The following is a 20,732-nucleotide window of genomic DNA, read 5'->3' as shown; positions in this document are numbered from 1 at the left end:
CAATGGCGCGGGCAAAACAGCGATGGCTGCCAGCCCCGCTGATCCCCCTTGCCTTGGTAGTGGCGGTGCTGTTCGGCTCCGTCCAAGCGGGCGCCACCGTTTCCCTTCCGCCCAGGACGGCCGAGGAAATCCTTGCCATGATCGCGCGCACGGAGGTACGTGCGCTGTCCGGCACGGTGGAGCAAACCGCCGGACTTGGACTTCCTGAACTCCCCACCACCGGCCCCGGCGTAGTGCCGGGTGCCGCTTCGGCCATGGAGTTGCTGACGGGCTCGCATACGGCCCGGATCTACGTGGATGGCCCTTTCAAGGCCCGGCTGCAGGTGATGGACCAGCTGGCCGAACGTGACCTCGTGATCAACGGCGGCGAGGCTTGGTTCTACAACTCGGCTGATAACAGTGCAACGCACGTGACGGCCCCCGTGCCATCCATTGCCCAGCTGAAGAATCCGCCTGCTGCCAAGGGCGCCCGGCCCGAGGCACCAACCCCGGAAGCCCTGGCCGCCCGCTTCCTTGCGGCCATTGATGCCAGCACCGAGGTGACGGTGGGCGAGGCTTCCTCCGTGGCGGGCAGGAGCGCCTACCGCCTGGAACTGAACCCCCGGAGCACCACGACTTTGGTGGATTCAGTGGCTATCGACGTTGACTCTGAAACCGGCCTGCCACTGGCCGTGGAGGTGCGCGCCAAGGGCCAGTCCGAGCCTGCTTTCTCCCTCGCCTACACCGAACTGAACCTCTCGACGCCGGATGCGGCGCTGTTCGCCTTCACGCCTCCGCCAGGGGCCACCGTCACGGAGAAAGCCATTCCGGCACAGGCTGTACCGTCCATGCCAGTCCCTGATTCGACCGTCCCCGCCCCCGAGGGAAAGACCCCGGATCAGGCCGTCCAACCGCATCATGGTGTGTCCGTCACCGGCGAAGGCTGGGCTAGCATCATCGCATTGCCGGCCGGAACAGCTCCGGACGGGTTCACTGCCAACCCGCAGCTGGCACAGCTTCTGCAGCCCGTCGACGGCGGCCGCGCGTTGACGACCTCCCTGCTGAGCGTCCTGGTTCTCGACGACGGCCGTGTCTTCGCGGGCATGGTTCCTCTGGATCGGCTTCAGTCAGCCGCTGCCGCGCAGTGATTGAACCCTTGCCCGGGCACGCCGGGTCCGGCGCCTTGAATGCATCCCTCGCTATCGAAACGCACGGCCTGGTAAAGCGATTCGGTCGGCGCCCGGCCGTTGACGGGATTGACTTGGCGGTGCCGCGCGGTTCCGTGTTCGGGTTCCTTGGACCGAATGGCTCGGGCAAGACCACCACCATCCGGGTTCTCCTTGGCCTGGCCTCGGCAAACAGCGGCCAGGTCCGTATCCTCGGACGCGAAATGCCCCAGGCGCTGGCTTTGGTGTTGCCGGACGTTGGCGCCCTGGTTGAAGGACCCGGCTTTTATCCTTTCCTTTCTGGCACTGCCAACCTCATGCGTTTGGACGCCGCCGACCGCCACGCTTCCGCATCATCCCGGCGCCAACGCGTCCATGACGCCTTGGAACGGGTGGGGCTCAGCCATGCCGCTGGGAAAAAGGTCCGCGCCTATTCGTTGGGCATGAAGCAACGGCTGGGGCTTGCCAACGCCATGCTGAGGCCACGGGAACTGCTGGTCCTCGACGAGCCAACCAACGGTCTGGACCCCCAAGGCACCCGTGAAGTCCGCGGCCTGGTCCGATCCCTCGCCGCCGGTGGAACCACCGTGTTCGTTTCCAGCCACCTCCTGGCTGAGGTGGAGCAGATGTGCACTCACGTGGGCGTCATGAGCGCTGGCAGGCTGGTGGCCCAGGGCCCGCTGGAGGAGCTGCGGTCCGCCGGTCAGGCGCACGTGCTGGTTCGAACGCCCGACGTCGACCGCGCAGCCCGCGTCTTGGCAAGACTCGGGCTGGTCCCCGGCGAAGCGCATGGTTCCTCGCCGTTTCAAAGCACAGGCACGGTGCTGGGAACCGGACTCGACGGAGTAGAACCTGAGGCAATTGTGGCGGCACTGGTAGCTGAGGGAGTGCGCGTCCGCGGCTTCTCCGTGGAGAATGCGAGCCTGGAGGAGCGTTTCGTGTCCCTGACCGGGGAGGGGTTCGACGTTGTCGGCTGAAACCGTTGCACCCGCTCACCGCCCCGGGATCGGGTGGTCGCTCCTTGGATCGGAGTTGTCGGTCCTGTTCCGCCGGCTGCGCACGTGGGCAATGTTGATCGCCCTCGCCGCCGTCCCGGTACTGATTGCCGTCGCCGTGAAGCTCTCTTCGCGGCCGGCCGCCCCCGGGCGAGGGCCCCTGTTCCTGGACCGCATCACCCAGAACGGACTGTTCGTCGCCGTGACTGCATTAGTGGTCTGCGTGCCCCTTTTCCTGCCGCTTACGGTCGGAGTGGTAGCCGGAGACACGATTGCAGGAGAAGCCAACCTCGGAACCTTGAGATACCTTCTGCTGGCACCGGCCGGGCGCATTCGCCTCCTGATCATCAAGTACGCCGGTGCCGTTGCCTTCTGTTTCGCCGCGACGGCGACGGTGGCAGCCTCAGGTGCGCTGGCCGGCGTCGTACTCTTTCCCGTCGGTCCGGTGACGTTGCTGTCCGGGGACACTATCAGCGTGGGTGAATCCGCCGTGAGATCCTTGCTGATCGCCGCTTACATCACGGTGTCGCTGCTGGGGTTGTCCGCGATCGGGATGCTGATCTCCACCTTCACGGATATACCGGTGGGTGCCATGGCTGCGACAATTGTCCTGTCCGTGGTCTCGCAGGTGCTCGATAACCTGCCGCAGCTGGAATGGCTTCATCCGTGGCTGTTCAGCCACCACTGGCTGGGATTCGCGGACCTGCTCAGGCAGCCTGTCTCGTGGGCCTCATTCGGGGACAACGCTTTGTTGCAGGCCGGGTATGTCGCTGTGTGCGGCGCGCTGGCCTACGCGAAATTCTCGAACAAGGACGTCTTGTCCTAGCTTTGTCGTAGGCTCTTTCCATGGCCAGATTCTTTGACGTGCACCCTGAAGATCCCCAACCACGCGCCATCGGCCAAGTGGTGAACATGCTGCAGAGTGGCGGCTTGATCGCCTACCCCACCGACTCCTGCTACGCCCTCGGCGCCCAGATCGGCAACAGGGAGGCCCTGGACCGCATCCGGACAATCAGGCACCTGGACGACAAACACCATTTCACCTTGGTATGCAAGGACTTCGCCCAGATGGGGCAATTCGTCATGATCGACAACGACGTCTTCAGAAGCATCAAAGCCGTCACTCCCGGCAGCTACACCTTCATCCTGCCGGCAACGCGGGAAGTTCCCAAGCGACTCCTGCATCCCAAGAAGAAGACCGTGGGTGTGCGCATTCCGGACCACAAAGTGGTCCAAGCGATTCTGGCCGAATTGGGCGAACCCTTGCTGTCCAGCACACTGCTGCTCCCGGACCAGGAGGAACCGCTGACTCAAGGCTGGGAGATCAAGGAACGGCTGGACAACGAGGTTGATGCCGTGATTGATTCTGGTGATACCGGCTCTGAGCCCACCACAGTGATTGACTTTTCCAGTGGCGTGGCCGAGGTAGTGCGTGTTGGTACGGGTGATCCTTCGCGCTTCGAATAGGACACCCGGGCCGTCCTCAGCGGAATTGGAACCTGCACCCCGAGTTCAAAGCCACCTGTGCCACGCCCGTCAATTCCAAGGCCACGGCCGAGGGCTGCGCGGATGTGGATGCCGTGGCGTACGACACGAATATTGCCAGCTGGCGGTGGGCGTCAGCGCTGCTGACGGCAATGCTTCCATACCCCGGAACATCCCCGGAATGACCGTAGTAGTAGCCGTTGGTGCACCGATCATCCCAGTGGTCCAAACCAAGGCCATAGCTGGCGGAAACCGGTCCTTTCATGTCGATGAGGCTCTCCGGAGCCAGCAACTGGCCTTTCAGCAGTGCGGCATGGAAAGCGTTGATGTCCTCAACCGTGGAGTACATGCCATCGCGCAGGGACCCTCCCAACATCCCCGTGGACGCAAGGCCAAGCGGCTCCAGAATCTCGCTTCGCAGGACCTCACCGAGTGGAGCTCCGCGGAGCCGCTCCACCAAAAGCCCGAGCACGGACTGCGAAGGAAGGCTCGCGGCGTCTGGCAGCCCTGAATGTGCACCCAGGAGTTGGCGGATTGTTGGAGGGATACCCGCCGGGATGCCGTCGACACCAGGCAAGTGTGCGGTGATGGAATCGTCCAGGCTCAGCCGGCCCTCTTGAACCAACCTCATGACAGAAACAGCCACCATGGTCCGGGCCAGTGCGCCGATGCGGAACCGGGCGTCCTCAGGGACCGACGCACCGGCATCGCGGCTGAATGCAGCATGCGACCATTCCTGACTGCCGATTCTGGCCTGGATGAGCACAGCGGACGCGCCCTCCTCCAGCTTCTCGCGGCTGAAGAGCTCCAAAGCAGCCTTCAGCTCTTGGAACGCCGGCGTTGCCGCGCTCTCGGAAGGCGTCGGCGCAAGCGGAGGGACCGTCGTCGGGAATACTACGGAGGGCGGCACTATCACGGTGGGCTCAGGCTCCGCTTCGCCCGTGCAGCCACTGAGGCACAGACCGCACGCGAGTGCGGCTGCAGTTAGCGCTGTCCGCGGGCGATGCACACGAGCTCCCGGTTTACTCCTCCGGCTTGCGGGCCCGGCTCGGCTGCACGCGCATGGGCTCGCCCGGCATCTTGGGAAATTCCGGCGGGAAGGGCATTTCGCCCTGGCCATTGGTGACATCGCGTTCCCACCACTTCAAAAGGACATCGATATCACCGGGGTGCTCGTGCATGGCCGCCCACGGATCGCCGGTCAGCTTCAAACGTTCCGGAACGGTCGCGATGGTGTATTTCGCAGGATCGGCGTTGCCTAGTTCGTCCCACTCCAAGGGGCAGGAAACCTGTGCCTGCGGCACGGCACGGGGGCTGTATGCACCAGCGATGGTCCGGTCCCGGTTCGCCTGGTTGAAGTCCACGAAGATCCTGGTTCCTCGTTCCTCTTTCCACCAAGCCGTAGTGACTTTCTCGGGCATGCGCCGTTCCAGTTCCCGGCCTGCTGCGATGACAGCATGCCGAACATCGAGGAATTCATGCTTGGGATGGATCGGCGCATACACATGCAGGCCCCGGTTCCCGGACGTTTTGATGAACGCCGTTAGTCCGGCCTCCTCTAAGACAGAACGGAGTTCCAGGGCTGCGGGAATGGCGTCACCAAAATCCGTTCCTGGTTGGGGATCGAGATCGATCCGCAGCTGGTCCGGGTTGTCCGGATCGTTGGCCCTCGAAGCCCAAGGATGGAACACCACGGTATTCATTTGGGCGGCCCATACGGCAGCCGCCGGTTCGTCGATGACCAGCTGAGGATGCGACCGCGCACTCGGATACGTGACCGGGACCGAGCGGACGTAGTCAGGAGCACCCTTGGGTGGGTTCTTCGAGAAGAACATCTCGCCGTCGATGTTGCCTGAATAGCGCTGGAGGCTGATGGGCCGGTTTCCGTTGGCCGTGACAAAGGCGTCACCGACCGCGATGAGATAGTTGGCGAGGTCCAGCTTGGTCAGTCCCGCCGCAGGCCACATCACGCGCCCGGGACTCGAAATCCGCACCTCCCGGGGGCCGTTGGGACCGGGCACAGTAACGGTGGTTGCTTCGCTCGCCATGGCCACAAGCTACCCCGTTGAGGGCCCGTTCGTCAGCACCCGCCACATGTCGTGTTTCTGACAGGACTTTTTTCAGGTGCTCCGAAAGTGAAACGTGCGCTGCCAAGGGTAGGCCATGATGGATATATGCCAAACTCTGAAACCTCAGCAACCATCACCGTCGGCGAAACCGAAGTATCCGCCCTCTACCTCCGGCCGGATCAGCCCTTCGCTACGTTGGTAGTGGCGCATGGCGCGGGCGCCGGAATGGAGCACCCCTTCCTTCAGGGGTTTGCAGAAGCCATGGCAGGCGAAGGAGTGGCCACGCTGCGGTTCAATTTCCCTTACCGTGAGGCGGGCCGGCGGTTCCCGGACCGTCCCCCGCTAGCAATCGCAACATGGCGGGCTGTCATGGAGAAGGCTGAGGAGCTTGCCGATGGCGAGCCGTTGTGGGCGTCCGGCAAGTCCTTCGGCGGACGGATGGCCTCGATGGCCGTGGCCGAAGGTATGCCCGCGCGGGGCCTCGTGTACCTCGGCTACCCCCTCCATGCACCCGGCAAACCGGAGAAGCTGCGCGATGAGCACCTCTATGGCATTACCGTGCCCATGCTGTTCCTTCAAGGAACCCGCGACACCTTTGCAACCCCGGACCTGCTGGAGGGCGTCTTGGCCAGGATAGGGCCGACGGCGACGCTCCAGTGGACCCCCGATGGGGACCATTCGTTCGGAGTCAAGGGCATCAAGAGGAGCGCGGGCGAAGTGGGTGCGTCCTTGGCGCCAGCCGTTGCCGCGTTCCTCCGGGACAACGCCTAGAAGCTATTTCGGCAAGGGTTCGTGGCGCAGGTACGACCGCCGGAAACGGCCGGTGCCGGCGGTCAGGGCACGGAGTTCGATAGCGTACCGAAGCAGTTCTTGGTCCGGCACTTCCGCGCTGACTTCCGTGACCTCGCCATCGGCAGCGGTTGTGCCGGTCACGCGTCCCCTCCGGCCGGACAAGTCGCTCATCACCGCCCCTACATACTCGTCCGGAACACTGATCACTACCGACGAGACCGGTTCCAACAGTTGGATCCTGGCGGCAGCTGCAGCCTCCCGGAGCGCCAATGCACCGGCCGCTTGGAAGGCTGCGTCAGAGGAGTCCACGCTGTGTGTCTTTCCGCCCAACAATGTCACTTTGATGTCCACCACCGGGAAACCTGCCGAGACGCCCTTGAGCATCTGGGAACGGACGCCTTTCTCCACGGATGCGACGAAGGTCCCCGGGATGACACCACCCACAATCTTGTCAGTGAACGCGAACCCTTCTCCTCGCGCCAAGGGTTCTACTTCGATGTCGCAGATGGCAAACTGGCCATGGCCACCGGATTGCTTGACATGCCGCCCATGCCCCACGGCCTTGGTGGCGAAGGTCTCCCGAAGGGGCGTGATCACGTCCACCGTCTGGAGCTTGACTCCTTGACCGCGCAACCTGTCCAGGACCACGTCCGCATGCGCCTCACCCATGCACCAGAGGATGAGTTGGTGCGTGTCCTGGTTCCGCTCCAAGCGAAGCGTGGGATCGGCAGCTGCCACTTTCCCGATGCTCTTGGCCAAGGCATCCTCATCGCTGCGGGACGCACCTTCGATGGCGATGGGCATCAGTGGCTCCGGCATATTCCATGTCTCAATCAGCAGCGGCGCATCCCTGTCCGAAATGGTGTCACCGGTCTCGGCGCTGGCAAGCTTGCTGATAGCGCAGATGTCTCCCGCGATGCAGAGCGGGACAGCTTTCAGGCTTGATCCGGCCGGTGAGTATAAGTGCGTAATGCGTTCATCGGCGTCATGGTCCGCATGGCCCCTGTCCGCCAATCCCCTTCCGCCGATATGGATGGAGGAGTCATCCCGAAGAGTTCCGGAGAACACCCTGACCAAGCACACCCGGCCGAGGAACGGGTCCACCGTGGTCCGGACTACCTCGGCCGCGAGACGAGCGGCCGGATCACATTCCAACGGTTTCAGGGAGGAACCATCCAGCTTCATGGCGGCCGGCGGGGTGCGCTCCACCGGAGATGGCAGAGCATCGGTCAACAAGGCCATGAGCTGGGGAAGACCCAGGCCGGTTTCAGCCGAGGTCGGCATGACAGGGAAGAAGCTGCCCCTGACGACGGCAGTTTCCAGGTCCTTGACGAGGTCCGCCAGCGGCAACTCTTCGCCGCCAAGGTACCGGTCCATGAGCGTCTCGTCTTCGCTCTCGGCAATGATGCCCTCGAGCAAGGAACCGCGGGCGTCATCGAACTCTGTCCCCGCGGCATCCGACTGCGCGGTGACGTCGAGCAAATCCACGAGGTGGGAATCAGAGGCGTCGCCCGCGGGGAGATAGAGCGGAAGCACCGATTCGCCGAAGGCCTCCCGGCAACGGCTGACGGCGGCGTTGAAGTCGGCACGCGGGTGGTCAAGTTTGCTGACCACCACCGCTCTGGGCATTCGGATCTTCTCGCATTCGCCCCACAAAGCGATGGTGGCGCCGTCGATCCCCTCAATGGCGGACACAACGAAAAGGGCCGCATCAGCGGCCCTCAACCCAGCGCGTAACTCACCCGTGAAGTCCGTGTAGCCGGGAGTGTCGATCAGGTTGACCTTGATATCACCCACCAGGATCGGCGCGACGGACAACGTCACGGACCGCTGTTGGTGGATGGCCGAGGGATCTGAGTCGCTGACTGTAGTGCCATCGCTGATGGAACCCATTCTGGCGATGGCGCCGGTGGCCGCCAACAGCGCTTCCACCAGGAGGGACTTGCCGGACCCCGAGTGTCCCACGAGTGCCACGTTGCGGATATTCACAGGATCGCTTGCGGCCAGGGCCGCGCCGTTGTCACTTCGTTTGGCCTCGGACGTCCCCGTTCCGGTTCCTCTTGCCGTTTCGCGCGTGCCCTTCGCGGACATGGGCACCTCCTGGTGTTGTATCCCGGCACGGAGTTCGAACGACGGAAAGGTTCGAACGTTAAAGAGGATTGGACACCCTGAAGCGACTACAGGGCAAGGGTCAGAAGGTACTAAAAGCGCTAAACGGGGAGCATCCCCCAGAGCAGCCACACGGACGTCACCGCGCATGCGGCAATGACAACAGTGAAACCCGTCAACCACACGAATGCGGGCACGCCTGTGGTGCGGCCGAGGATGAAGGCGTCCGACGACGGCAAACGGTCCCGTCGCCGGATGTGGACGCCGGCAAGCTTGAAAAGATCCCGCACGCCGCCCACAGAGAGGGCAATACCGAGGGCCAGGACCACGTAATTGACCGTGGTGGGTGACCCGAAGAGGATGAGGAGCTGGGCGATGGCGGCACTGCATAGTGCCACCAGGACTCCGGTGAGGTTCCTCAGGAAGATCAACGAGACAAGCAGGACCAGTGCTCCGACGGACATGGCCGCACCGGATCGTCCGGCAGCAAATGCGGCGATCAGGGCAAGGCCTGCAGCGGCCGGTGCAGGGTAGCCCCAGAATCCGGACCAAGCGGCACCGAAAGTGCTCCGACCACTGCTGACGAGGCGGCCCGAATGGTCAAGTCCGATCCTGAGGCTATGGACAAAGCGTCCGGTCATGAGGGCGGCGTAGGCGTGGCCGAGCTCGTGAACGAACGTGACATAGAGTCCGAACCACCGCCAGGTCACCCGCGGAATGCTGAGGACAACGGCGCAAGCGAGGATGCCCAAGAGCGCAGGAAGCGGCACCGCTGTGGTGTGGACATCGGTGAACCCGCGTAGAACGGCGTCCCACCAGGTTGCGAGGAGGTTCACAGTACCGTCGACTTGAGGCGCGAATGCAGGCCTGCGATGAGGATTTCCAAGCCGAACTCAAAGGCCGCTTCGCCGCGCTCCCCGGATGGACCGGCGTGCGCCAGGGCGCTGGTCAGCGTTGGGTAGCCCTGGGCGGGGGGTGCCCAGACGACATCCGGTGCAGCGAGGTCCAGCGCAAAGCCAAGGGCGAAGCTGTCGATCGTAGAGATGGCGGATACGACGTCCCGGCCACGGAATCCCGCCGCTTGGAGGGCCACAGCCAGATTCTCGTAGAGTGCCAGGACTTGGTCATCCTGAACGGTCTGGAGTACCAGCAGTGGTGCCAGGCGCGGATGCCGTGCGAAGGCGTCACGATAGCTCCGGACGATGGCGCGGAGCGCTGCCTCCCAGTCCCGCTCGTCGCCCAGGACGTAAGGGCTTTCCGAGATGATCCGGCCACGCATGAGCTCAAGGATCTCCTCGCGGCCGCTGACGTGGTTGTAAATGGAGGATTGGCTGACGCCGATCCGCTTTGCCAGTTTCGGCAGGCTGAAGTCCCCTGCCTCGTCCACCAGCTCCAGGGCGGCAGTGACGAGTGCATCGATCGATATCAGCGGGACCAGCGGGCGTGCCATACGGGTGTCTCCATTCCAGGTTGTTGTTACGACTCTAGCCAGAACTTTGCGCAGACGTATTGTGCCGCGGATCACAAGGATCTACGATAAACGAAAGCCTTTCGCTTACAACGTGGCTTCCCCTGAAAATTTCCCCTTATCCAACCCCAGAGGACCCCCATGTCTGATCTCGAAACCCGACCGCCGGCAGCCGACGCCGGCAATGGGCTCAAACGCAATGCCCTGGGCACCGGCGGCATCGCCTTCCTGGTGATTTCCGCTGCGGCTCCTTTGACCGTGATGGCTGGCGTGGCACCTGTCGCCATTGGCATCGGGGGCATTGGCGCCCCCATGGGCTACCTCATAGCCGGAGCGGTCCTGCTGGTCTTCGCGCTTTCCTTCATGGCCATGACCAAGCACGTCAAGGCCGCCGGTGGTTTCTATACCTACATCACACTGGCCATGGGCAAGACGGTGGGACTGGCCTCCGCGGTTCTGGCAATCGTCTCCTACAACTGCCTGCAGATCGGCGTCTACGGGCTGTTCGCGGTGCAGACCCAGGCCATGCTCCGTACACTCTTCGGGCTGGACGTGCCATGGCCTGTGGTGGCACTTACCGCGATAGCCGCTGTCTGGTTCCTCGGATACCGCGGCATCGATGTTGGTGCCAAGGTCTTGGGTGTCCTTCTCATCGCCGAGACCGCCATCCTGGCCATCATGGGCGTGGGAATCCTGGCCGCCGGTGGCGCGCAAGGCATCAGCTTTGCCTCGTTTGCCCCGGAGCACGCCTTTACGCCAGGCGTCCTGGCCATCCTGGCCATCTGCTTCGCCGCCTTCATGGGCTTCGAATCCACTGTCCTCTACCGGCGTGAGGCCCGGAATCCGGACAAGTCCGTGCCCCGGGCTACCTACATCGCGGTCGGTTTCATGTCCGTGTTCTACGCCTTCATTGTGTGGACCGTTATTCAGGCCTACGGAGACGGTGATGTGGTTGCCGCCGCCGGAGAACTCGCCGACGGGATGTTCTTCGCCACCATCAACCACTATGTCGGTCCCTGGGCCGAGGTAGTCATGTACGTCCTGATCGTGACCAGCGTCTACGCATCGCAACTGGCTTTCCACAACGCCATCAACCGCTACGTCTACATGCTCGCCAAGGACGGCGTGCTCCCCGCATTCCTCGGCAAGACACACCCCAAGTACAAATCACCGCACCGTGCCGGCCAGATTCAGACTGTCCTGGCCGCCGTCGTCATCATCATCTGTGCCATCGCAGGCGCCGATCCCTACAAGCAACTGCTCATCTGGGTCAACACTCCCGGCATCTTTGGAATCGTGGCCCTCCAAGGCTTGGTTTCGGTAGCAGCGTTCATTTATCTGCGCCGCAATCCGGCAGCGGTTACCCACCGACTCCTCATCCCCTTGAGTGTGGCCTCCGCCGTCTTGCTGTTCGGAGTAGTGGCATTGATCGCCATCAACATCGAATTGCTGACCTTCGCCGACGCCCTGACCAACACCATCCTGTTGCTGGTGGCACCCGTCGTTTTCCTGGCAGGCCTGCTGATCGCCCGCAGCCTGCGCACCACCCGCCCCGACGTCTTCGCACGGATTGGAACCTTCGAAACCCATGACTCCTGACCTCATCGTCCTTGCGGACACCATCCATACCCTCGACGACGTACCCGGCACTGGAAACCGCGAAATAATCCAGGCCGTCGCTGTCCGCGGAGGCGTCATTACCGCCGTCGGAAGTCGCCAGGACGCCGAGAACTGGCGGCAGGCCGGTACGCGGGTAGTGGACCTCGGCAACGCGACGCTGACCCCGGGGTTGGTGGATTGCCACATCCACCCCGTGTTCGGCCTGGACCTCACCATCGGCTGCGATCTGTCCGGCGCCGGAACCCTGGCTGAGGTCCGCGCGTTGCTGCGGGATGAAACCCCCGACGACGGCGGGTGGCTGCGTGGCTGGGGGCTGAACCCGAACGCTTTTGGCTCAGTCCCCCTGCACCGGAACGCCATAGATGACATCACCGGTGACCGTCCGGCGATGATCCGGTTGTTCGACGGGCACTCGGGCCTGGCGAACAGCAAGGCCTTGGAGATCGCCGGCATCCAAGGACAACAGGAATTCGACCAGACGGCAGAGGTGGTCTGCGACACCGACGGAAAGCCCACCGGCATGCTCCTCGAGGCGGCGGCGATGGACCTCGTCCAGCGCCACATCCCCAAAGAGTCATTCGACGAGCGCAAGACCCGCCTCGGTGCCCTGCTGCTGGACTTCGCCCGGGCAGGGCTGACCGGAGGCCACGTCATGGACCACAGTGACGAATCATCCGCCCTATTCCGGGCATTGGAGGCCGACGGCGAGTTGCCGTTGCGGCTTCGGACGGCGCCGTGGTGCATGCCGGGTACTGGCGAAGCCCAGTGGAAAGAGCTGGCCCACAGCATCGGGACGGGCGGACACCGCTGGTCCATCGAGGCCATCAAGTTGTTCGTCGACGGGACCGTGGACAACGGAACTGCCTGGTTGTACGAACCGGACCTCTACGGCCAGTCCACCGCCCCGTTCTGGCCACGGCCCGCAGAATACACCGAGGCCATAAACTACTTCGCCTCCCGAGGCATCCCCACGGCCACGCACGCTATCGGCGACGCTGGAGTGGCACACGTCCTTGACGCCTTGGAATCGCTGCAGGGCTCAGTGCCGTCAGATGTACTCCGTCGGACTGTCCACAGGATCGAGCACATCGAGACCGTCCCGGACCAGTTGGTGGAGCGTTTCCGGAAATCGGGCGTAGTGGCCAGCATGCAACCGACACACTGCACCCACTACTCCTTGGCGGACCAGAGCGACAACTGGTCCACCCGGCTTGGCGCAGAACGTGCGGACAGGGCGTGGCGCTGCCGGGACCTTCGCACTGCCGGCGTCACTCTGGGCATCGGCTCGGACTGGCCAATCGCCCCCTACCAGCCCCTGCCGATCATGGCCGACGCGCAGTTGCGGCGCCGCTCAGGTCACCCGGAACAGGAACCGATCGCTCCCAGCCAAGCCCTCACCGCACGCCAGGCCCTGGAAGGCTACACGTCCCACGCGGCCAAGGCGGCGGGATTATGGGACGTCTCGGGGTCGATTACCGTGGGGAAGCGGGCCGACTTCACGGCCTTGGAACTTGATCCGCTGGCGACGACCCCCGATGCCTTTGCCGCGAGCAACGTGCTGGGAACGTTCGTGGACGGCGAGATCCAGTTCATGCTTGACCGGCAGGCATAGCAGGACCGTTGGCGCAGCCGGAGGTGAAGGGCTACATCCGGTTCTTGGTCTTGGCCGTAGCCTGCGCCGTCCAAGGGTCTTCGGGCCAGGGATGCTTGGGGTAGCGCCCACGCATCTCGGCCCGGACCTGGGCGTACGGTCCCGACCAGAAGGACGCGAGATCGTCAGTCACCGCCAAGGGCCGCCCCGCCGGGGACAACAGGTGGAACAGGACCGGCACCCGGCCGTCCACCAATCGCGGCGTGCGGTCCCAGCCGAAGCACTCCTGGAGTTTGACCGCCACCACCGGACGGCCGGCGTCGTTGTCATCGCTGCGACGGGAGGTCTCCGGGTAGTCGATACGCACCAGCGAGCCACTCGGTACCGCCAGCCGCTCGGGCACCAGGGCATCCAAGCGGGCGGCTTCGGGCCAAGGGAGCAACCGCCGCAACGGATCGGTCAGGCTGATGCCGTTGGCAGGGGTTCCGGTGGACATGGCGTCGAGTTCGGGCGCCAGCCACTCCTCCAGTCGTGCCACCAGCCCTTCATCGCTGACATCGGGCCACGGATCGCCGATTTCCCTGTGCAGCAGCGCTAGCCGCCGCCGTAGAGAATTTGCTGTGGCCGACCAGCCGATCGTGGACAATCCAGCTCGCGCCAAGGCTTCGGCCACAGCACGACGACCGGCTTCCGGACTCGGGCGGACAGGTGTGGAGGACAAGACGATGGCGCCTAGTCGCCGTTCGAGCCTTGCCGTCACCTTGCCCTGGTCAAAGGTCGCCTGCACCTCTTGGGTCAACAGCTCCGGTGCGGCCGCTTCCGCCAACTCGGCCGCCAAGGGGGCCGCAGCCCTGATGACGGCACCTGTTCCGGCGGCGTCACGGCCCTGCGCACGCGAAACCTCTGCGACGGCGAGCCATTCTTGCCCCGTGAGCGGGCTTCCCGCCGGCAGGCCCGCCCGTGTTCCCGACGACAACAGGTACGTCGTTGACCCTGCACCCGGGACCCTCCGGGCCACGCGGTCAGGGAAAGCCAAACCGACCACGAAACCAAGGGCCTCCGCCGCCGTGAGTGGCCTCGAAGGCCCCGGATGTACGACGGCGGTGGCCTCCTGCCGTGCCATCGACTCCATTCGCTTGACGTCCTCCGCGAAACGCCGTGCCCCTGGGTCCGATCCCGAACGCAGCGACTGCAGCAGCTTTGTCAGGTCGGCGCTTGGTGCGCGCTGGTCGCCGGCCACCATGGCGACTGCCTCGGCTGCAGCCCGGAGGCCCACGGTGGCTGAACCGTCCAGCAAAGCACGGGCAAGCCGTGGATCCGCGGGTATCCGGGCCAGGGTCTTGCCCAGCTCAGTGGCGGCTCCCGCTGCATCCACTGCACCGAGCTCACGGAGAATCTCCACGGCATCTTCCATGGCAGCGCGGGGAGGAGTATCCGGAAGGGCCAGGCCCTGGCCGCCCGGCGCGCCCCAGCAAGCCAACACCAGCGCCGCACCCGTCAGGTCCGCCACTGAAATCTCAGGAGTTTGGTGCGCGGGGGCAGCAGCAAACGCCTGCTGGTCGTAACAACGCACCACAGTGCCCGGACCTTGGCGTGCGGCACGGCCCGCCCGCTGCTCGGCCGATGCCCTTGAGCAAGACACCGTCACCAACCCTGACATGCCACGGCCGGCGTCGCGCCGCGGTTCGCGGGAAAGGCCGGAATCGATCACCAACCGCACGCCGGGAACAGTCAAGGACGACTCCGCCAGCGCCGTGGACACGATGATCCTGGGCCCACCGCCGGGCTCGCGGCCAGATACAGCACGGTCCTGCGCATCCGGACCGATCTGCCCGTGCAGCTCAAGCACCTCAATCCCGGCAGGAACCAAGCTGCGAAGGCGCGTAGCGACGTCGGACACTTCACGCACGCCCGGGAGGAAGACCAAGGCATCAACGTCCGTGCTCGCTGCGAGGGCTTCGGCATGCGAGGCAGCGGCCGTATGTGCCACGTGATCGAGGAAACTCCGGGCCACGCCGCGGCCGTCGAGGCGGCGCTCCCTGGCGGGAGCCCATTCAACCTTCAACGGGTGCAGCGCTGAAGGACAGTCGACGATCGGAGCCGGCCGGTCGCCGTCGTCTTGGCCGCTCTGTCCCAGAAGGGCGGCGAACTGCGCGGCATCAAGGGTGGCCGACATTGCCACAAGGGTGAGGTCGCCACGAAGTTCCCGGACCTCTGCAAGCATTCCCACCAAAAGGTCCGACTCAAGGCCCCGCTCGTGGACCTCATCCAGGACAACGGCATGGACGTCGTCGAGGCCCGGATCCGTGAGTAAACGCCGCACCAGAATACCCGGCGTGACGAACTCGATCACGGTGTCCTTACTGGTCTTGCTTTCGCCGCGAACCGTGTAGCCCACCCTGCGGCCAAGCTGGCTGCCATCCAGAGATGCAAGCCGCCAGGCCGCAGAGCGGGCAGCAACACGTCGAGGCTGGGTAACGACGATACGAGGCTGTCCCTGGCGCCTCGCGGAAACCACGTTGGCCAGCAGCGGAGGGACCAATGTGGTCTTGCCCGTGCCGGGAGGTGCCTGCACCACCGCTGCACCGCCGTCGCCCTGCTTTGTCAGGGCGCCCGCCAGGTTATCCAGGGAACCGGCAAAGACCAGCCCCGTCCCCATGGTGTCCAGTCTGAAAGTCACCAGACCATTCTCCCTGCCGGGCGACACACAAAAAGCCACGCTCCCCGACGGTAGTCGAGGGGGCGTGTGGCCTTTTGGGGTGTTGCTCCTAGCCAATAGTGGAGGCGTCGATGACAAAGCGGTAGCGAACGTCGGAGGCGAGAACGCGCTCGTAGGCATCGTTGATCTTGCTGGCAGGAATGACCTCGATCTCGGCGCCCAAGCCGTGCTCGGCGCAGAAGTTCAGCATTTCCTGCGTTTCGCGGATGCCGCCGATCGCTGAACCTGCGAAGCGACGGCGGCCGCCAATCAGGGCGAAGGCATTAACTGGCAACGGCTCGGCGGGAGCCCCCACATTGACCAGCGTGCCGTCGAGGCTCAGCAAGCGAAGGTAGGCGCTGATGTCGATGGACGCGCTGACAGTGTTGATGATGAGGTCGAAAGTGCCCGCAAGCTGCTCGAACGTGGACGGATCACTGGTAGCGAAGTAGTGGTCCGCGCCGAGCTTGAGGCCGTCTTCCATCTTCTTCAACGACTGTGAGAGCACGGTCACCTCCGCACCCATGGCGTGGGCAATCTTGACACCCATGTGGCCCAGTCCGCCCAGGCCAACCACAGCGACCTTCTTGCCGGGGCCGGCACCCCAGTGGTTCAAAGGGGAGAACGTGGTGATGCCCGCGCAGAGCAGGGGTGCGGCGACATCGAGATCCAGCCCTTCCGGGATGGTGACGACGAAGTCTTCGTTCACCACAACGCTGCTGGAGTAGCCGCCCTGGGTGATGGTGCCGTCCCGGTCAACGGAACCATACGTGCCGACGTTGCCGTTGAGGCAGTACTGTTCCTCGCCCGCCAGGCAGTTGGCGCACTCCTTGCAGGAATTGACCATGCAGCCGACGCCAACACGGTCCCCCACTTTGTGTTTGGTGACCTCCGGGCCAACTTCGGTGACAATGCCGGCAATTTCATGGCCAGGGGCCAGAGGATACTGCTGCGGTCCCCAATCGCCCCGAACAGTGTGGATGTCCGAGTGACAGATTCCGGCGAACTTGATGTCAATGTGGACATCGTTGGGGCCAACTTCGCGGCGTTCGATGGTGGTCAGGGCAAGATCGCCCGTGGCCGATGGGGCAGCGTAAGCGGTAGCGGTAGGCATGTTTCTCCTGCGTGGTGAACGTTGTTGGATGTTTCCATCTAACCCTGTTTCGGAAACAGGAAGGAGTCACTGCTGTTAGGGGTAATGGCAGGGACTCCCTTAGCTGGAGAAAAGTCTTACGGTTGAACCATGGACAACCGGACCGAAACGCGCGACTTCTTCTCTACGCGGCGGGCCAGAATCACGCCAGAACAGGCCGGTCTCGCCGCCTATGGCGGCAACCGACGGGTGCCTGGCCTTCGCCGCGGCGAGGTGGCGATGCTGGCGGGTGTCAGCGTGGAGTACTACACCCGGCTGGAACGTGGAAACCTCGCCGGCGCTTCGGAAAGTGTGCTGGAGTCCCTGGCCAACGCGCTCCAGCTCGATGAGGCTGAAAGGGACCACCTCAACGACCTCGCCCGTGCTGCCAATGATGGCGGCCGCCAGCGGCGCCGCCCGGTTCGCAAGCAAGCCATCCGCCAAGGTGTGCAACTCACCCTGGATGCGATTGCACAATCACCGGCGTTTGTCCGCAACGGACGATTGGACATCCTCGCGATCAACGCGTTGGGACGAGCCCTGTACTCGGACATCTATTCCGGCCAGGGCGGCAATTCAGCCGAGCCTCCCAACCTGGCCCGGTACCTGTTCTTCGACGAACGAAGCCACGACTTCTACCCTGACTGGGAACGCGCCGCGAACGACACCGTGGCCATCATGCGGACGGAAGCCGGCCGTGATCCCTACGACCGCGGCCTTACCGATCTGGTAGGCGAACTCTCCACCCGCAGTGAGGAATTCAGGGTGCGCTGGGCCGCGCACAACGTTCGGCAGCACTACACCGGCCAGAAATTCTTTCGGCATCCGATCGTGGGGGAACTGCACATGCTGTATGAGGCCATGGAATTCTCGGCCGACGCCGGACTGACCTTGACCGTCTACAACGCCGAACCCGGAACGCCCACCGCAGACGCCTTTCAGCTGCTTGCCAGCTGGGCTGCGACGACGCAAAGCACTCCTGCCGCAAGGGAGCCTGCCCGGGATTGAAACGGGGCGGCTGCACGTCACCGATGAGGATACGGCCACCCGGGATGATCGAACGTGATCGTTTCCGGTCGATGCATTGACCGGTTGTTTTGTCTTCACAATAATGGGGGAAGCGCTTTCCATCGCGCCCCGTGTTCAGGGCTTGACCACCAACTGCGGAGACAACGACGTGAACCCCCAGCACGACCTCAGCTACGACTACTCCCCCTGGACGTTCTGGAACTCGGCATCGGACGCCGAACGTGAAGCCCAGCACGAGCACCAAAAGGCACTCGCCCAGCGCGACGGCGTCACCATCGGTGAGCGGGCATTCCTGTCCCCATTTGCCAGCGTTACTGCAGACACTCTCTCCCTTGGCGCAGATTCCTTCATCGCCGCCCATGCGTACGTCACCGGTTCCATCGCCATAGGTGATGACTGCACGGTCAACGCCTTCACCGTGGTCCGCGGCACAGTAGTCATGGGCGACGGTGTCCGGATCGGCGCGCACACGTCCATCCTCGGCTTCAACCACTCCATGGACCCCTCGGCGCCGGTCTTCAAGCAACCACTCACCAGCAAGGGAATCAGCATCGGCGACGACGTCTGGATCGGCTCCAACGTGGTGGTCCTCGACGGGGTCACAGTAGGCTCACACGCCGTGCTGGCGGCGGGCGCGGTGGTCACCAAAGACGTCCCGGAATGGTCCATAGTGGGCGGCAACCCTGCGCGGCGGATCCGGGACCGGCGTGATGCTGCTTCCCAGGAAGTGCCCGACGGCGGTCTGCGGTCCGCGCTTGCTGCGTTTGCCGAGGCGGCACGCAGGGACGCCCCGGCCGTCCTTTCGAGGAGTTGGTCTTCCCGGGACGGCCGATTCGTAGACCAGTCCGGAACGGCACCGACAGTGAGGGCGCACTGCGACGCAATTGAGATCGCGGACCTGCTTCTGGGCACCGTGCCGGAGCAGCTATCCCGGGCACAACATGTCTCCCGGCTCCTGGCACTGCAGGATCCGGTCACTGGTTTGGTGCCGGAGTTCGATACGTCCGGCAGCAGTGGTGAACTTCGCTTCGGCAGAGGTCCGGAAACCTACCACGTGCTCTCCGTGGGCTATGCACTGGATCTCCTGGGCAGCCGGTTCGCACATCCTATCCACGCCGTGGCCGCGATGAGCCCGGCTCTGGTGACCGCTGTTTTGGACGAACTCCCCTGGACCAAGGAAGCCTGGGAATCCGGTGCCTGGGTGGACGCCTGGGGCACGGCTGCGTATTGGAACCTCGACCAGCGCCACGCGAACTCTGCGGGGTCACTTGACGCCCTCTTCGGATGGTTGCTGACCCATGCCAATGCCTCCTCCGGAACGTGGGGCTCCCCATCCGAGGACACCCGCCTAAAGATAGTCAACGGCTACTACCGGCTAACCCGCGGAACGTTCGCGCAATTCGGGTTGCCCGTGCCCTACGTTGAACGGCTGGTGGACACGGTACTGAAGCACTCGGCCGATCCTCGATACTTCGCCCCAGGCCGGCAGAACGCGTGCAACGTCCTGGACGTCGTTCACCCGCTCTGGCTCGCGGCCAAGCAGACGGACCAACGTCGGCCGGAGACCACTGCCTGGGCACGGATCCAGCTGGAGCAAGTGCTGGGTTGGTGGCACAGCGGCGAAGGCATGGCATTCAGCGTTGCTGCCGAAAGCGGAAGCAGGAACCTCCCAAGCCTCCAGGGAACCGAAATGTGGCTCGCGATCATCTGGTATCTCGCCGATCTCCTCGGATGCGCTGAAGCTTTGGGCTACCGCCCCCGCGGCGTCCACCGTCCCGAGCCGGCCTACGTGCTGCCAACGCTCTAACCACCACGGCGACGCTCTCTCACTTCCGGGCGCCCTTTTCTCCGACCGTCTCTCACTTCCGGGCGCCCTTTTCTCCGACCGTCTCTCACTTCCCGACACCCTTTTCCCCGACGCTCTTTCACGTCTGGTGACTGGCTCGATGGGGCCCTATTTTGTCGGTGCCTGGTGACAGGGTTGATTCATGGAAGGCATGGGGCAATTCGTGGCACGTCGGGCTATATCGCCCGCCATGAGTTTCGTCGCGTCCCGGCGTTTCGGGGGCCTCACCACCGAAACTCGTGGCGGCGCAGCCTCGCGCGCCTCGGTGGTCGCCAGGAGTTCAGCGTCCACCCACGGAATCCGGGTGCTGCCAGCCGCCGGGACCAACAGCACCGCCGGGGTGGACGCGTTACTCGATCAAGCCACCGAGGCACTGACCTCGCTGCGGTCATCCGCTGCCACCGATGCCGGGGTGCTGGGTTTTAGTGAAGCAGCCGACGTCGCGGGCAGGATCGAGGACATCTCCCGGACAGTGGAATACCTGCAAATCATCGCAGCCCAGGCGGTCGAACGGACCCGCCGCGAAGCCCGGAACGGGACCCCTGTCCCCGGCGCTGGCGCCGCGCCCGGGTGGCAGACCGGATGGAGCACGACGACGACGCCCGGCCAAGAATCAGTAGTCAACCCGGCCGATGACGGGTACCGGAACGCCGCGGAATTCCTCCGCGCCCGGCTCCGGATCAGTATCAGCGAAGCACGCCGCCGACTCGCCCTCGCCGCCGAGGTCCTCCCCGGTGTGGGAATGACCGGCCA

Annotated in this window: 16 protein-coding genes and 1 pseudogene; 10 read left to right on the top strand and 7 right to left on the bottom strand. The window is 64.2% G+C overall.

The genetic code is table 11. The features are described from left to right. The first annotated feature begins 2 nt into the window (after window positions 1-2). Genes ACFRJ9_RS21880 through ACFRJ9_RS21865 form a run of 4 tightly spaced genes read left to right on the top strand, consistent with a single transcriptional unit; the run spans window position 3 to window position 3,607 of the window. Window positions 3-1,127: an outer membrane lipoprotein carrier protein LolA gene (locus ACFRJ9_RS21880; protein WP_377672465.1), complete on the top strand. Its 1,125-nt coding sequence runs from the start codon at window positions 3-5 to the stop codon at window positions 1,125-1,127. Beyond that, window positions 1,124-2,122, top strand: a complete 999-nt coding sequence (locus tag ACFRJ9_RS21875) for an ABC transporter ATP-binding protein (protein ID WP_377672463.1) — start codon at window positions 1,124-1,126, stop codon at window positions 2,120-2,122. The genes ACFRJ9_RS21880 and ACFRJ9_RS21875 overlap by 4 nt, the downstream gene beginning before the upstream one ends. Beyond that, window positions 2,112-2,966: an ABC transporter permease gene (locus tag ACFRJ9_RS21870; protein WP_377672461.1), complete on the top strand. Its 855-nt coding sequence runs from the start codon at window positions 2,112-2,114 to the stop codon at window positions 2,964-2,966. Before ACFRJ9_RS21875 ends, ACFRJ9_RS21870 begins: the two co-directional genes overlap by 11 nt. Window positions 2,967-2,986: 20 nt before the next feature. After that, a complete protein-coding gene (locus tag ACFRJ9_RS21865; protein ID WP_377672459.1) occupies window positions 2,987-3,607 on the top strand; it encodes an L-threonylcarbamoyladenylate synthase in 621 nt (206 codons plus the stop codon). Window positions 3,608-3,623: 16 nt separating this feature from the next. Here the strand turns inward: ACFRJ9_RS21865 and ACFRJ9_RS21860 are convergent, their stop codons facing one another. Then, the gene (locus ACFRJ9_RS21860; RefSeq protein WP_377672456.1) at window positions 3,624-4,634 is read right to left on the bottom strand and encodes a serine hydrolase domain-containing protein; all 1,011 of its coding nucleotides are present in this window, start codon (window positions 4,632-4,634) and stop codon (window positions 3,624-3,626) included. A 13-nt stretch (window positions 4,635-4,647) separates the two neighbouring features. Further along, entirely contained in the window at window positions 4,648-5,673 is a 1,026-nt protein-coding gene (ligD, locus tag ACFRJ9_RS21855) for a non-homologous end-joining DNA ligase (protein WP_377672453.1), read from the bottom strand. 126 nt (window positions 5,674-5,799) lie between these two features. On the opposite strand from ligD, the gene ACFRJ9_RS21850 reads away from it, so the two are divergent. Next, a complete protein-coding gene (locus ACFRJ9_RS21850) occupies window positions 5,800-6,465 on the top strand; it encodes an alpha/beta family hydrolase (protein WP_377672450.1) in 666 nt (221 codons plus the stop codon). 3 nt (window positions 6,466-6,468) lie between these two features. On the opposite strand, the gene ACFRJ9_RS21845 is transcribed toward ACFRJ9_RS21850, so the two are convergent. The 3 genes from ACFRJ9_RS21845 to ACFRJ9_RS21835 all read right to left on the bottom strand — a co-directional run bounded on the left by ACFRJ9_RS21845 (window position 6,469) and on the right by ACFRJ9_RS21835 (window position 10,045). After that, a complete protein-coding gene (locus tag ACFRJ9_RS21845; RefSeq protein WP_377672448.1) occupies window positions 6,469-8,577 on the bottom strand; it encodes an elongation factor G-like protein EF-G2 in 2,109 nt (702 codons plus the stop codon). 119 nt (window positions 8,578-8,696) lie between these two features. Beyond that, window positions 8,697-9,431, bottom strand: a complete 735-nt coding sequence (locus tag ACFRJ9_RS21840) for a M50 family metallopeptidase (protein WP_377672446.1) — start codon at window positions 9,429-9,431, stop codon at window positions 8,697-8,699. Next, a complete protein-coding gene (locus ACFRJ9_RS21835; RefSeq protein ID WP_377672444.1) occupies window positions 9,428-10,045 on the bottom strand; it encodes a TetR/AcrR family transcriptional regulator C-terminal domain-containing protein in 618 nt (205 codons plus the stop codon). Before ACFRJ9_RS21835 ends, ACFRJ9_RS21840 begins: the two co-directional genes overlap by 4 nt. 159 nt (window positions 10,046-10,204) lie before the next feature. On the opposite strand from ACFRJ9_RS21835, the gene ACFRJ9_RS21830 reads away from it, so the two are divergent. Together ACFRJ9_RS21830 and ACFRJ9_RS21825 are read left to right on the top strand one after the other, a co-directional pair. Next, window positions 10,205-11,662 carry an APC family permease gene (locus tag ACFRJ9_RS21830; protein ID WP_377672442.1) on the top strand — a complete coding sequence of 486 codons (1,458 nt, stop codon included), beginning with the start codon at window positions 10,205-10,207 and terminating at the stop codon, window positions 11,660-11,662. Next, the gene (locus tag ACFRJ9_RS21825) at window positions 11,652-13,295 is read left to right on the top strand and encodes an amidohydrolase (protein ID WP_377672440.1); all 1,644 of its coding nucleotides are present in this window, start codon (window positions 11,652-11,654) and stop codon (window positions 13,293-13,295) included. The genes ACFRJ9_RS21830 and ACFRJ9_RS21825 overlap by 11 nt, the downstream gene beginning before the upstream one ends. A gap of 31 nt (window positions 13,296-13,326) precedes the next feature. Here ACFRJ9_RS21825 and hrpB read toward each other — a convergent pair whose 3' ends face one another. Together hrpB and ACFRJ9_RS21815 are read right to left on the bottom strand one after the other, a co-directional pair. After that, a complete protein-coding gene (gene hrpB, locus ACFRJ9_RS21820) occupies window positions 13,327-15,933 on the bottom strand; it encodes an ATP-dependent helicase HrpB (RefSeq protein ID WP_377672563.1) in 2,607 nt (868 codons plus the stop codon). 109 nt (window positions 15,934-16,042) lie between these two features. Continuing rightward, a complete protein-coding gene (locus ACFRJ9_RS21815) occupies window positions 16,043-17,086 on the bottom strand; it encodes an NAD(P)-dependent alcohol dehydrogenase (protein ID WP_377672437.1) in 1,044 nt (347 codons plus the stop codon). Window positions 17,087-17,215: 129 nt separating this feature from the next. Between ACFRJ9_RS21815 and ACFRJ9_RS21810 the strand changes: the two genes are divergently transcribed. The 3 genes and pseudogenes from ACFRJ9_RS21810 to ACFRJ9_RS21800 form a co-directional block, all read left to right on the top strand. Next, on the top strand, window positions 17,216-18,112 hold the full coding sequence (locus tag ACFRJ9_RS21810; RefSeq protein ID WP_377672435.1) for a helix-turn-helix transcriptional regulator: 897 nt from the start codon (window positions 17,216-17,218) through the stop codon (window positions 18,110-18,112). A gap of 142 nt (window positions 18,113-18,254) precedes the next feature. Continuing rightward, entirely contained in the window at window positions 18,255-19,940 is a 1,686-nt protein-coding gene (locus ACFRJ9_RS21805) for an acyltransferase (RefSeq protein ID WP_377672433.1), read from the top strand. A 229-nt stretch (window positions 19,941-20,169) separates the two neighbouring features. After that, window positions 20,170-20,732 (top strand): annotated as a pseudogene (locus ACFRJ9_RS21800) (hypothetical protein); the annotation flags it as partial.

Origin of the sequence: Paenarthrobacter sp. NPDC056912 (genome assembly GCF_042786555.1) — a bacterium.
Classification (GTDB): domain Bacteria; phylum Actinomycetota; class Actinomycetes; order Actinomycetales; family Micrococcaceae; genus Arthrobacter.
This window is presented reverse-complemented; position numbering and strand designations above follow the sequence as displayed.